The organism is Paenibacillus sp. FSL W8-0439 (genome assembly GCF_038008995.1).
GTDB classification, from domain to species: Bacteria; Bacillota; Bacilli; order Paenibacillales; family Paenibacillaceae; genus Paenibacillus; species Paenibacillus polymyxa.
In genome coordinates this window covers 5,611,107-5,624,899 of the sequence record NZ_JBBPAK010000001.1, presented here as the reverse complement: position 1 = coordinate 5,624,899, position 13,793 = coordinate 5,611,107, and the positions used below count along the sequence as shown (strand labels likewise).

The following is a 13,793-nucleotide window of genomic DNA, read 5'->3' as shown; positions in this document are numbered from 1 at the left end:
CGAAGGATGGTTGTCCTTCGTCTTTTTTGTGTTTATGACTATGAGGAAATCCTACTCATTGGCTCTACGCTTCTTCAAAGTGTGCCCATATTTTCATGACATGGGCGGACGCAAAAATTCTATATGCTGCGGCATATACTGTCGTAAAGCTTCTGGAATGCGGATCGAACCGTCCTCTTGTTGGTGATGCTCTAGTAACGGGATCAAGATCCGAGGCGAAGCGACCGCTGTATTGTTAAGTGTGTAACAATATTGTAGCTTGCCGTCCGCATTACGGTACCGGATGTTGGAACGACGCGCCTGAAAATCAAGCAACTGGGACGACGAGTGTGTTTCGCCGTAAGCCTGTCTGCTAGGCATCCATGTCTCAATGTCTAACTGCTTGTAGGTTTTTTGAGACATATCGCCTGTACAGACAGCCATCTTGCGGTAGGGTAGCTCCAGCAGTTGAAGCAGATCTTCCGCATTGCGCGTAATCTCCTGAAACATTTGCTCTGAAGCGTCCAGACTCGCTTCACAGATGATGACCTGCTCCACCTTGGCAAACTGGTGCACACGATACAGTCCGTGCACGTCCCTTCCGGCCGAGCCAACCTCGTTGCGGAAGCATACGGATACCGCCGCCAGCCGAATCGGGTCTGTAACGTCCACAATCTCACCGCTGTAATACGAGACCAGCGGAACTTCCGAGGTGCCTACAAGCCATTGATCTTCTCCTGCGATACGGTACGTCTGATCCAGTCCAAGCGGGAAAAAGCCAGTGCTGCGCATTGCCTCAGAGCGTACCATTAATGGTACGTCCAGCAGCTGAAATCCTCGTTCGCTCAGCAGATCAACAGCAAGCTGCTGTACAGCCCGGTGCAACGCGACCCCAGCTCCCGTCAGATAGTAGTTACGGGTACCGGCTGTTTTGACACCGCGAGGCACATCGATCAGGTTGTGAAGCTGGCCGAGCGTCATATGATCCTTGGGTTCAAATCCAAAGTCAGGTATCGTTCCGACCCGTTCCAGTTCTATATTATCTTGATCCGACTGGCCTCGCGGCGTATCCGGGGATACGATATTAGGCATTAGAAGCAAGAGCTGTTGAAACTGTTGCTCTACTTCCTGTTGCGGGACTTCCAGAAGATCTAGCCGTCCGTTAATTTCTTTGACCTGCCGCTTAGCCTCATCCGCCTGTTCATTTTTCCCGGCCTGAATTAGCGCCCCAATATCCTGACTACACTGATTACGCATCTGGCGCAGCTGCTCCACTTCCTGAAGCAACTGCTTTCTCCGATCATCCAGGGTTAACAGCTCTGCGACCGATACTTGTATTCTTTTATCGTCTGCCGCTCTCTGAACCTGCTCTTGATGCTCTCTAATCCACTTGATATCTAACATGACACCGCACTCCTTTTCGGATAAAAATACAAAAAGCGCCCTCATCCACATGGGACGAGGAGCGCTTTGATCTCGCGGTGCCACCCAAATTGACCGGACAGCATGACAGAAGTCATGACTCTCCAATCCACTTTGCTCCGCTTTAACGGGCGGGTCCGGTTTACTTAGGAACATATCGCCATATCGTACACTAACGTATAATCCTTGGCGTAAACGCCTCCGAGTTGGATGCTCTTCACAGGCACAATGTCGTTTGCTTTTTTGTAAGTATACGAATTTTTGGCAGGTTAATCAAGGGCATGAGTCAGTACACTGGATTACTTCCTTTTTTCAACATGATCTTTCCAATAAAAATAAATACACAATGCGATTAAGATAAGTGGAAATAAGTAAAAAGCATCATTGTAACCTACAGAATGGCTGACTCTTAGAACGTATAAAATCCAAAACATGGACATGCTTGCGATCAAAGCTATAGTACCACTTACTGAATACATGTATATTTCTCCTTTCAATTTCGATTTCATGTTTGCGAAGGGGAAAGGTAGGCTTTATTTCTTATGTATTTCCATTCTACTTCATCTGTGATAATGAAACTGGAAGAATATTTAAGTAATAGCCTTAATTCAGCGTTCAAAATGGGCTATAGTCTCTATAATGCTATTTTAATTTCATGTAAAATGTAATGATTACCAAAACGACAGCGATGGAGGGGAACATGGAGGATTTTAAAGATCGTTTACATACGATCCGCCAAGAACAGAACAAGCTGCTCAAGGAGTATCAAACATTAATCGCAGATTACGAAGCTTCAGATATCATTTTGGAAAACGAGGTTCTGCGAAAAAAGTTCGAGGATTATCAGGCTCGCTGCATTCACTTGGAAGAGCGGGTACGACATATTGAGCAGGAAAATGGAAAGCTGCGTACTGCGCTGACGGAGCAGATGTTGAGCGAAAAGGCGAATATGATTCGCATTTCGCGGGAAAAGCTGGAGACCTATTTTGCTTCCAGAACCGCAGAAGGGGAAAACCGGCTGACTTCCATTGAATATGGGGCTAAAAACCGGGTGGACCAGCTTATTCAGCAAACCACTCATGAGCTTAAAGAGGATCAGGATGAGATCGTCGCTAGACTGAGACTGTTCTCGGAGGAGATTCGTGACCGGATCATGGAGCAACGCAGGCGGTTTCAGGAAGCAGAGCGCAAATTGCTTCATCAGACGGAAAACGAGCTTCATCAGCTCGGGGAAGAAGAGATCAGCGAAGAAACGATGCAGAAGCGCATGAAACAGAATCAGTTTGAAATGATGCTGGGATTGAACTGGATTAACAAGCTGGGGATTTTGCTCATTATCTTGGGTGTGGGAGCCGCTTTTAAATACTCATACTCAAACTGGTTTACAGGGAATATGAAGGGCGTTGCGTTCTTTTTGCTAGGAGCGCTGATGCTGGGCGGCGGCGAGTGGTTGTATCGCAAGCAGAAGCAGACCTTTGCGCTCGGTATCTTGGGCGGCGGTATTTCTGTACTGTACGGGTCCATTTTTTATAGCTACTTTTTGCTAGAAATCATAGGAATGTATACAGGTATAGGCTTGTCCGTTCTAGTTACGGTGACCGCTGTGCTGTTGTCCTTAAGATATGAATCTCGAACGATATGTTCCTTCGGTTTAGTAGGGGGATATCTTCCGTTGTTCTCCTATATGGCAGCAAACGGGCTGGAAGGAAACGCCGTGTATATCGCGATGGGCTATCTATTCCTGCTGAACCTGCTGATCCTGCTTGTATCCTTCCGCAAACGGTGGGTCATCGTGCAATATATCAGCTTTCTGCTCAATACCCCATTAATGGTTGTACTCGCGTGGTTATCAGAAAGCAATATAGCCAGCATGCTATATGCAATCATTACATTTGCGATGTATCTCGGGATGACACTGTGGGTGCCGTTCCGACTCAAAACAAAACTATCATGGCTGGATTTCTCCTTGTTGGCTCTGAATACAGTTGTGAGCTGTTCCGTTCTGTATTCTCTGTTCGGCGATGCAGGTCTGGATGATTACAAAGGATTACTGGCACTCGTCTTTTGCTTGGTGTATGGGGGCTTGGGCCAATGGGTTCGGCGATATATTCCAGAGGAGAAACAAACCAAAATACTGTTTTATACGACATCATTGACCTTTGCCATTCTCATGATTCCGTTCCAGTTTGGAGTCAGATGGTTGTCCATGGGCTGGTTAATCGAGGCTGTGCTTCTTACATTGTATGGACATCGCTATCGCTTGAAAGAATTGGAGCGTGCAGGATGGGGCATTCTAGGATTGTGTCTGGGCGCATTCTTTTTCATTGATTTCCCTATATATCTGTTGTCAGGCTTTGAGACAGATTATTTTGGGCTCAAATATACGCTCATTACACTGGGAATGTTGATCGTTACTGTCTTCTATGCGATTGAATATAGTCGTCCGAATGCTTTCAAAAACAATCGTTTGTACGAAATGCATATCATGCAAGGATTTAAGTATGTAGCTTTGGTGAACGTGTACCTCTATCTTTTGTACGAAGCTGGGCATTGGTATAACATCGTCGTATCCGATGAGTTTGCACATTACACCTTGTACAAGGTATTGTTGTTCACCTGCGTATCCCTGGTGTTAGCTTATTTCCTGCCTAAAGTGAAGCTGTTGTACGATCGGGTGATTAAATACTATAGCTTGGCATTGTACGTCATAGGCTACGCGCTGGCATTGGTGGTTACCGTAGCGATTCCAACCTTGCATGAAGACTATGCGCAGAATACGGCTGCTGATTATGTGGCGTTAATTGTACTGGCAGCCTTTAATGTACTGGTATTCTTCAGCAGCAAGGACTTCCTAAACGCACTGATGACGCGACATTATAGAAGTAATGAGCTATATCCGGTCATTATGGGTGTATATTTGTTGGGCATCATTACCGCCTTTCTCGGAGTTCAGTTCCGTCTGGGAGACGCAGGTCTTGTATTCAGTCTGGTGTATCTCCTGCTGGCCATTTTGTATATTGTATACGGCTTCCTCAAGCGAGTGGTCTACATTCGCCGATTTGGGTTGGGCTTGACTCTGCTAGCTACAGGTAAGCTGCTATTGTACGATCTACACCTATTAACGTCGGGAAGCACGATTGTAGCCTATTTCTCATTTGGGGTTGTCCTGCTGGCTATTTCGTACATTTACCAAAAAGTATCCAATCGTATGGGAGATACCATAATAAAGAAGGATACTGAAGAAAAAATGTAGTTTTTTGTTGTATTGTGTAGATACCGAACATTATGAAAATAAATCCGGTAATAGTGAAAAATTATGCATGACCTTACATCCTACTTACGCTATAATGAGAAAAAATTATTTATGTACGCATGCTCAAGTTTATGCGTAAGTAGAGAGAATGAGGGGGATACCATGAATTTGGGCAAGGGGCAGAATAACCTGTCTGATAAGAATGAACGCTTCTCGTCGGCTGGATTCATTTTGGCAGCGATCGGGAGTGCGGCAGGACTAGGTAACATCTGGAAATTTCCGTATATTACCGGACAATATGGCGGAGCTGCATTTTTCTTGTTGTTTATTGTCTGCTTGTTGCTTGTTGGTTTGCCTGTACTTTTAGCAGAGCTTGCGCTTGGTCGTGCAGGTCGAGGAAGTGCTGCCTCTGCAATGGTGAAAGTAGGCGGACATCCAATTTGGGGCAAGATGAGCATTATGTTTGTTATCGTGCCGTTTGTTATTTTGTCGTTCTATGCCATTGTAGGAGGATGGACACTGCATTATGCCGTAGAGGCATTTAGCGGAAGTCTGTTTTCGAATAATGATTTTGCGGGTCAGTTTGCTTCATTTTCCTCTGGCTATGCACCGTTGGTATGGTTGTTAATTGTTTTTGCATTTACAGCAGTTGTGGTTACCCTTGGGGTATCGAACGGAATTGAAAAGTTCAATAAAATTTTGATTCCTGCTAAGGTCATCCTGTTGCTCGTGCTGATGATTAACGCTCTCATGCTGCCAGGTTCTGGTGCGGGTGTATCCTTCTTTTTGAATCCCGACTTTTCTAAGTTAAGTATAGAGTCCGCATTGGTTGCTTTGGGACATGCCTTCTTCTCCCTCTCACTAGGGATGGGGATCATGGTCACATATGGTGCTTATGTGGATCGTCGACAATCGTTGGGTGGAGCTATGCTGGCAGTGGGTGGCGGGGATTTAATCTATGCGTTTATCGCAGGTATGATCATTTTCCCTACAACCTTCTCCTTTGGTATTAACCCTGCCCAAGGACCGTCTTTGGTCTTTATTGCTTTACCGGCTGCATTCTCTGCCATGCCTTTCGGAGCTTTCTTCGGCGGTTTGTTCTTCGTATTGCTGGCGGTTGCAGCATTAGGCTCTATGGTATCCCTGCTGGAGGTACCGGTAGCTTATGTTATGGAGCGGTTCCGTTGGGGCCGGGTACGCTCGGTTGTCATCGTATCGATCCTGTGTCTGTTGCTGGGTGTCCCTTCTGCATTGTCGATGGGGTTGGTTCCAGAGTTAAAGGTGGGCGACAAATCCTTCTTTGACTTTGTTGACTTCACAGCGTCCAACATCTTCTTGCCATTGGGCGGCTTACTGATAGTTATATTCACAGGGTATTACTGGAAAACTGCTGGCGAGCATGCCAATCTCAAGCCTTTCTGGTTCCGTGTATGGTTGTTCGGCCTTCGGTATGTTGCACCGATCCTGATGTTGTTGGTCTTCCTTCATACTTCAGGGATCATCAAATTTTAATAGACACGAATTAAAAAAAAGGTATTTTCTTCCTAAGGGAAGAGATACCTTTTTTTGTATATCTATCAGTGGTTACCTAAGTGTGGAAAGGAATGATATAATAAAAACATTGTCATTAATTTTAACTTCAATGAAATCATTACGATTATGAAGTTTTATATAATGAATGAAAAGGCTACAGGGCATCGCACAGACGATGTGCAGGAGAGGGAAAGGGCAGAAGAGCATTGAAACAGACAGAGAGTTCGAATTTGCAAGAAGGACAGCGGCTGAAATGAAGTCTAATCGGTTGTCGTCACAACGTCGTTATATGCCAGGTTTGGATGGATTAAGAGCACTGGCGGTCATCGCAGTCATTGTGTATCATTTGAATCCGGATTGGTTACCGGGTGGTTTGTTGGGTGTAGGCGTTTTTTTTACTTTGTCGGGGTATCTGATTACAGATATTCTAGTCAGTCAGTGGGATACATATCATAGTTTTAAAATGAAAGATTTCTGGGTGCGTCGTGCCAGAAGGTTGCTGCCTGCCATGCTGACGGTTGTGGCTGTCATTGTCCTGTGCTCGTTGCTCTTCGATCCGTCACGGCTTACGGCCTTGCGCGGAGATGTACCTGCCGCATTGGTGTATATGAGCAATTGGTGGTTTATTTTCCATCAGGTTTCGTATTTTGAAAGTTTCGGTCCTCCTTCTCCGCTTGGGCATCTGTGGTCGCTGGCGGTGGAGGAACAGTTTTATATCCTGTGGCCTTTACTGCTGGCGCTTGGGCTGAAGTACATGCCCAAGCGTATTGTACTGGCCGGATGGGTGATTTGTCTGGCGTTAATATCCGCGCTCCTGATGGCCGTGATTTACGTACCGGGAAGCGATCCAAGCCGGGTATATTATGGCACGGACACACGCGGCTTCGCTCTACTGATTGGTGCGGCGCTGGCCTTGGTATGGCCAAGCGGCAAGCTGAAAGAGCATGCTTCTGCGAAGGCGCGCTTGCTTCTCGATGGCGTCGGTGCAATCAGCTTGCTGCTGCTATGCCACTGGGCGTGGGCCTCGAATGAATATGACCCAGCCCTGTACCGCGGCGGCTTGCTGGGGATTGCGGTGGTCACTGCTATTGTGGTTGCAGCATTGGCACACCCGGTGAGCCATCTCGGTCGCCTGCTTGGACGCAAGCCGCTGCGCTGGATCGGCGCCCGTTCCTACGGACTGTATCTATGGCATTTTCCAGTTATCACGCTAACGACACCTCAGGTGGATACCGATGGTGTGCATGTGATGCGTATCGTTATACAATTGCTGGCTACCATACTGCTGGCGTCTCTCTCGTTTAAATATATCGAGGAACCGATTCGGCATGATGGATTCCGGCACTGGATTGCAGGAATTCGTTCAGCGGTTCGTCGGCAGATGCGGTGGAGATGGATCTCTACAACCGCAACAGCAATGCTTTGTATAGGTATTGGTGTGGGTACCGTTCACCTGTACGTGGTATCTCCTGACGCAACGTTGCAGGCAGCATCTAGTGATGAGCAGCCAATTGCCAAGGCAAAGGCGATGCCGCCGCTTCATGGAACGGTGTCCGTAGCTTCCAAGGAGCCTACAGCCACCAAGCCGCAAGGAGTCAAGGACAGCAAGGCTTCGTCCCAAGCCCAGACGCCTAAAAATACGGCAGTCAAGGCTGGTACTACGGATGGCGTTACGACACAGATGGAACCTTCGACCACATCCCAACAAGCTAAGCCTATGACAGGCGATGGCTCTAGTGTGACTGCCATTGGAGACTCTGTCATGCTCGATGTACAGTCGTACATTCAGGAATCCTTCCCAGGGGCTGTTGTGGATGGACGGATCGGCCGCCAAATGGCGGAAGCGCCTGCCGTATTGGAGCAACTGAGACAGAACGGACAACTGGGCAAGACGGTTATTATTGAGCTGGGTACGAACGGCGCTTTCACCAAGGACCAGCTATCCAATCTGCTCGCCAGTCTGAAGGATACAAAGCATATAATACTTGTGAATACCCGTGTACCTCGGCCTTGGGAGAGCATTGTGAACAAGCATCTTGCTGAAGCTGCATCCCAAGACCCACGAATTACAATGATTGACTGGTATGCAGCAAGCTCCGGTAAAAACTCATATTTTGAGCATGATGGAGTACATTTAAAACCTAAAGGCGCTAAAGCCTATGCATCTTTACTGGCTCAGGCCCTAACGAAGCAATCTTAATGAACAGAACCGCAATGATATTCATAAATTATGCAAATGCAAGATAAGAAACCACCGGGAGTAGGTTGTCCGTCCCCTGGTTGAAGTGCAACCTTAAACTTTCATCGGCCAAACCTCCCGGTTTTCCAATGTTCGTTGTAAGGTGCGCTTTCACCCTGCTCCGGTGGTTTTTCTTATTTTAGGGTGGAGGTACATAATCTAATGGAAAAGGGTTATTCACATAGTAGAACAAGAGAGCACCGCTTGAAGAGGAACAAAAGAAGGCTGATGCTGATTGCTATTGTATTATTTGTGGCAGGCTGCATTACTTTTATTGCGATAAAGGTCTCAGATAGCAAACCACATGCGCCGACTCAGGAGCTTGCTAAAAAAACAGATTCTGTATCCAAGGACTCATCCAAAGTTAAAGCCAGCGCAGGGACAAACGATAAAGCAGCCTCTCCAAAAAATGATCCCGGTGTAGAAGACGGTGCCTTTGTTGAAAAATATTTAAATCAGCAAATGCTAGGAAAGATGCCCGATGGAGCCGATGGTAAAAAAGTGGCCTACTTATCCTTTGATGACGGTCCATCTGTGACGGTCACCCCCCAAATATTAGACATTCTGAAAAAGCAAAAGGTCAAGGCAACCTTTTTTATTGTAGGAAAAGAAGCCAATGAGAATGAGCATACCCGGAACCTTATCAAAAGAATTGTCAAAGAGGGTCACGCGATAGGAAACCATACGTACTCACATAACTATAAGTATTTATATCCGAACAGACGAGTAAATACGGATCATGTTATGCAGGAGATCGAGAAGAACAATCAGGTTTTAAAAAGCATTCTGGGACCAGAATTCTCCACCAGAATGATCCGATTCCCCGGGGGGCACATGACATGGAACAGAAGAGATCCACAAGGAATGGCTGCTCTGGATAAGGTTTTACTTCAAAAGGATTACCATCAGGTGGACTGGAATGTATTAACGAAGGATGCAGAGGGAAGATCCAAGAAAGCACCCGCACTAATTAATCAGTTTATGAGGTCAGTCAAAGGCCGAGAAAAAGCGATCATACTCATGCATGATACTTATGGTAAAGAAGAAACAGCCAAAGCATTGCCGCAAATTATAGAATATCTGAAGAAACAGGGATATGAATTTAAGGTTATGAAGTAGGATATATATGAGAAAAGGACGGGGCTCATCGCCACCGTCCTTTGTGCTATTTAAAAGTACATAGTCCGCATCATTTAGATGCGCTCTGCTTCACCCATCGCCTGAATGAAAGCTCCGATACCTTTGGGATCGTTAGTTATAATCGGCTCGCTGATATAGTAAGCGAAGGTACCATCCCGGCGATCTTTACCACCTAGACCGCTTACTTGTACTGTTTTGTTCAGATTCACAAGTCCTTCTTCAGTAATCGTAATAAATTCATCAATAATACCTTTACGGGTGATTTCTGCTTCTTGGCGATAATGCTCTGGCAGATAACCTTTGCGAACACCTTTGGCCATAGCGTATAGAATCATGCAGGAAGCAGATGCTTCCAGATAGTTGCCTTTCACATGGCCCAGGTTGAGCACCTGATAAAAGACGCCGCTTTCTTTATCACGCACTTTCAGCAAGGCTTCCAGTGTTTCTCTCAACATATCAATCAAGACGGGACGATCTGCATGATCTTCTGGAATGTAGTCCAGCACGTCGACGAGTGCCATAACAAACCAGCCCATTGAGCGGCCCCAGAAATTTTTGGAACAGCCGGTTTCCGGGTTGCACCAATGCTGTTCCCGCTTCTCATCCCAAGCGTGATAGAGCAGACCCGTTTCAGGATCACGCGTATGCTTGTAGCATAGCTTGAATTGCAGGGTCACATCGTCAAACTCTGACGGATCTCCGAATTCGCGAATAAACTCAGCATAGAACGGGGCACCCATGTACAAGCCGTCAAGCCAAATTTGATACGGATAAATTTGCTTATGCCAGAATGCGCCCTCGCTTGTGCGTGGATGTTTTTCCAGCTGACTGCGTAATTGGAAGGCTGCCTTTTTATAGCGTTCATCGCCTGTGGCACGATACAGAGTGAAGAGCAGCTTGCCGTTATTCACATGGTCAATATTATACTCATCTACTTTATAGCGCTGAATCACACCATTTTCATCAACAAAGTGATCCATATGTTTTTTTATATATTCCATATACTTGGGATCGCCTGTCAGTTCGCCAACCCATTCCAAACCTCTGTAAATCACGCCATGGTCATATTCCCATTTTTCATAAAATTCCGGACTCCGTTTAATCACGGAATCGCTCATACGTACAGCCCAGGAATCTGTTTTTGTAGGATTTGTTGTTGGTTGCGATGTTGAATTTGCCATGATACAGTCACCTCTTCAGTAAAGTTTAATCTGTAATGTTATTGTTGTTACATAGACGGAGTGTGTGTCTTAGGATCAACGGGTTTGTTCTTAAAGCCCACATTATTGTTGCCCCAACACCGATCGTAGCTGAAGCCTGTTAGTTGTTCGAACACTTTTCGAGCCTCTGGCTTGGCTGATTTCATGGAGCCACCGTTTTTGAGGCGGTCAATCTCGGCGATTAGCTTCTTGTGGCTGTCAATATCCAGCTTCATTACGACAGAAGCAATCATCCCGATGATTGCGAGAACAATAGTACCCACCACGAGTACATAGAAGATAGCGTGCTGAGCAGAGACTGGCTGACTCTCAGCTCCGGATACAAAGCCAAAGTGCTGTAACACCCAGCCGAGAATGAAAACGACAACAGCCCGCACCATTTTTCCGGCAAAAGTCATCATACCCGCATAAATACCTTCCCGGCGACGACCAGTCAACGCTTCATCCACATCGGCAAGGAATGTGTATTGATTCCAAGGAATGTAGTAGACGCCACCCGTACCAAGCCCCATGAACAGTGTGATGACATATAGCCACATCATCGTATTAGAGGCTCCTGTGAGATAGAGCAGACCATAACCTGCTACGCTAAAGCAAACGACGACGAGTGCGGCGATGAAAGGCATACGAAACCCTTTACGCACACAGAATTGGATGAAGAAATAGGTAGAAATCAATTGAATGACAGAGTTGAAGCTGTTGAGATTGGATACCATTTCAGAGCTTTGGAACAAGGAGAAAACAATAAAGTACGTAAAGGCTGAAGTAAACAGCCACTCAGCTGAAAAGCCACCCAGGTACATCCCGAGATGGTGACGGAACGTCTTAACCCGAAATGTTGAGGAAATGTCGACAAACAACTTTCTCATGGAATCTATAAAAGAAAGCGGAGCTTCACCTTCCAGTTCCTTTTGTAATTCCTCACTTGGACGCTCCCAGGAGTTTTTGTACAAGAATGCCATGGCAATCAGCAGAATTGCTGCAAAAACGAGACCGGTATACAAGAAAGGCAGCGGAGAGTCTTTGCCATAAGCAGCAATAAAGCGACCAGGGATAAAAGCGGCGGCGAAATTGGCGATTTTACCAAACATGGCCTTCCATCCGGTCAATCTGGAGCGTGCGCCAAAGTCCCGGGTCATCTCGGACGCTAGTGCTTCATACGGCACCATGACAGAGGTGTACACCAGTTCAAACAGCACGTACGTACTCAGGTAATACCAGAAGCCCAACCCATCTATCCAAAGCATCGGATACACGAGCATCAGCGGAATACCCATCATGATGAAAAAACGGCGTCTGCCGAATTTACGACCTAAGCGGGTTCGGTGAAAGTTGTCGCTGATAAAGCCCATGATCGGATTGCTGACCGCATCTATGATGCTGGCAACAGAGAAAATGGCTGCGGCCTGAACAGGAGACAGTCCGCAAAAGGTTGTATAAAAGTACATTAACCATGCACCGCTAATAGCAAGTGCACCACTTCCCAGCATGTTACCGCTTCCATAGGCAAGTGTATGTTTCAGTGTGATTTTTCGTTCCATGATCTGTTCACCTCATATTTTGTCTGGTTATGAGGACAATCACCGGTCGCTATATTATGCAGAATGGTCTAGGTTGGTAGATGGGCCAGGCGTCCTGATTAGGTGGGGCTTTTACCGTGCCCCTATATTTCCGCTCGGAGTACCCGAGCCAATCAGATCGCTTCCTTTGGCCAGCTTAAGGAAATCACCCAGCTGGATGGAACCGTCTGTACTTCGAGTGATGGAAGGCACGAGACTAACAAAGTCGTCTGCACTGGCTGTGAGACCTTTGGCATTCGTCGTTTTTTTGTTTTTCCACCAGACGTTAGAGTTATCTTGATCCGTACCACTTGTTTTATCACTTGCTGTTCCCTCGAAAGAAAGATTGTTAATGAACACGTGTTCACCCTTATCAAAGGCGAAATTGCTTTGTCCATTGTCCCATGAAGTATTGTTGGTCAAAGTAATGGTGCCAGGGTTGCTATTGTAGGTGAAACCGTGTTTTTTGTTTTGGAAAGCGATACTGTTTTTTACAATATGGTTGACCTTGATTTTGTCTCCACCCAGCTTAAAGCCGTTGCCGTCACTGTTCGCAGTAGACGTTCCATCAGAGGTTTGCCCGTTGTGATGGGCCACACTGTTCAAAATGGTTACGGCACCGATAGGGCCTGTTTCCGTTTTACTGTACAGATCCCAGCCATCGTCTACGTTGTACGCTGCCAAGCAGTTATCGAACACATTGCCTGATCCTACAGTCAGTTTAGCCGCGAAGCCATCGGCATCCTCGCCATTATCGGGATCGGCGTTATCGTGAGAGTAGGAATTCAAAATCAAATTGTTCGCAGGCCACTCACTGGTGGAAGCGTTAGGGGAGTAGCGTCCGAGTTGGAGCCCGGTATCCCGATTGTGGTGGGTCTCGACGTTTTCAATTCGGTTATTGCTGCCGCCAATATAGATACCGTTATCTCCGGCACCTTTGACTTCAAGACCTTTTACCAGCCAGAAGTCCCCGTTAAGCTGAAGTCCCCGATTAGCTGAACCAAAGGCCTGAGCCGAGAAATCAAGTACGGGTTTTTCACTACCGTAAGCGACTAATCCTTTGAGTGAGCCGTTATTGCCGTTATTTCCACGCTGAATTGTAATCGTTGAGGAGTAGGCGTATTTACCACCTCGCAGGTAGATGGTTTTGCCAGGAGCAATTTGTGTCAGTGCTGCTTCGAGGGTGGTAGGACTAGATATGGTACCTGGATTGGACACGTTACCATTTGGAGCCACATACAAATCGCCTGCCGCTAACGTGGTGGAAACAGTTGTTGAATCGGTTGCACTAACTGCCTCCTCTGTGAGTGTGGTAGAGGGGAGGTTGTTGGATGGAATATCCGCGTAAGCGGTTCCAATAAGACAAGAAGAAGCAAAAACAAAAGAAACACCGAGTCTTAGAGCGTTAAAGCCGTTTTTTGAACGATCATTCCGTTTAAACATGTAAA

The 13,793-nt window shown here is 46.5% G+C and carries 8 protein-coding genes; 4 read left to right on the top strand and 4 right to left on the bottom strand.

Annotated elements, in window-relative coordinates; all coding sequences use genetic code 11:
* Nucleotides 1-93 precede the first annotated feature (93 nt).
* Nucleotides 94-1,383 carry a serine--tRNA ligase gene (serS, locus tag MKX36_RS24240; protein WP_290409707.1) on the bottom strand — a complete coding sequence of 430 codons (1,290 nt, stop codon included), beginning with the start codon at nt 1,381-1,383 and terminating at the stop codon, nt 94-96.
* Nucleotides 1,384-2,101: 718 nt separating this feature from the next.
* On the opposite strand from serS, the gene MKX36_RS24235 reads away from it, so the two are divergent.
* The 4 genes from MKX36_RS24235 to MKX36_RS24220 all read left to right on the top strand — a co-directional run bounded on the left by MKX36_RS24235 (nt 2,102) and on the right by MKX36_RS24220 (nt 9,545).
* Complete coding sequence (locus tag MKX36_RS24235; protein ID WP_340865937.1) at nt 2,102-4,654, top strand: DUF2339 domain-containing protein; 2,553 nt, start codon at nt 2,102-2,104, stop codon at nt 4,652-4,654.
* Between the two features lie 162 nt (nt 4,655-4,816).
* Nucleotides 4,817-6,166 carry a sodium-dependent transporter gene (locus MKX36_RS24230; protein WP_016822637.1) on the top strand — a complete coding sequence of 450 codons (1,350 nt, stop codon included), beginning with the start codon at nt 4,817-4,819 and terminating at the stop codon, nt 6,164-6,166.
* Between the two features lie 166 nt (nt 6,167-6,332).
* Nucleotides 6,333-8,387, top strand: a complete 2,055-nt coding sequence (locus tag MKX36_RS24225) for an acyltransferase family protein (RefSeq protein ID WP_340865936.1) — start codon at nt 6,333-6,335, stop codon at nt 8,385-8,387.
* A gap of 201 nt (nt 8,388-8,588) precedes the next feature.
* On the top strand, nt 8,589-9,545 hold the full coding sequence (locus MKX36_RS24220; RefSeq protein ID WP_102997428.1) for a polysaccharide deacetylase family protein: 957 nt from the start codon (nt 8,589-8,591) through the stop codon (nt 9,543-9,545).
* Between the two features lie 74 nt (nt 9,546-9,619).
* On the opposite strand, the gene MKX36_RS24215 is transcribed toward MKX36_RS24220, so the two are convergent.
* From MKX36_RS24215 to MKX36_RS24205, 3 genes are all read right to left on the bottom strand, one after another.
* Nucleotides 9,620-10,747, bottom strand: coding sequence for a glycoside hydrolase family 88/105 protein (locus MKX36_RS24215; protein ID WP_107733716.1), 1,128 nt, complete (start codon nt 10,745-10,747; stop codon nt 9,620-9,622).
* Nucleotides 10,748-10,794: 47 nt separating this feature from the next.
* Entirely contained in the window at nt 10,795-12,327 is a 1,533-nt protein-coding gene (locus MKX36_RS24210) for an MFS transporter (RefSeq protein WP_019688972.1), read from the bottom strand.
* A gap of 111 nt (nt 12,328-12,438) precedes the next feature.
* Nucleotides 12,439-13,788, bottom strand: a complete 1,350-nt coding sequence (locus MKX36_RS24205; protein ID WP_016822642.1) for a right-handed parallel beta-helix repeat-containing protein — start codon at nt 13,786-13,788, stop codon at nt 12,439-12,441.
* Between the last annotated feature and the right edge of the window lie 5 nt (nt 13,789-13,793).

Excerpts from the sequence above, each read along its gene's own strand:
- serS (WP_290409707.1), bottom strand. The coding sequence starts at position 1,383 with ATGTTAGATATCAAGTGGATTAGAGAGCATCAAGAGCAGGTTCAGAGA.
- MKX36_RS24235 (WP_340865937.1), top strand. The coding sequence starts at position 2,102 with ATGGAGGATTTTAAAGATCGTTTACATACGATCCGCCAAGAACAGAAC.
- MKX36_RS24230 (WP_016822637.1), top strand. The coding sequence starts at position 4,817 with ATGAATTTGGGCAAGGGGCAGAATAACCTGTCTGATAAGAATGAACGC.
- MKX36_RS24225 (WP_340865936.1), top strand. The coding sequence starts at position 6,333 with ATGAAAAGGCTACAGGGCATCGCACAGACGATGTGCAGGAGAGGGAAA.
- MKX36_RS24220 (WP_102997428.1), top strand. The coding sequence starts at position 8,589 with ATGGAAAAGGGTTATTCACATAGTAGAACAAGAGAGCACCGCTTGAAG.
- MKX36_RS24215 (WP_107733716.1), bottom strand. The coding sequence starts at position 10,747 with ATGGCAAATTCAACATCGCAACCAACAACAAATCCTACAAAAACAGAT.
- MKX36_RS24210 (WP_019688972.1), bottom strand. The coding sequence starts at position 12,327 with ATGGAACGAAAAATCACACTGAAACATACACTTGCCTATGGAAGCGGT.
- MKX36_RS24205 (WP_016822642.1), bottom strand. The coding sequence starts at position 13,788 with ATGTTTAAACGGAATGATCGTTCAAAAAACGGCTTTAACGCTCTAAGA.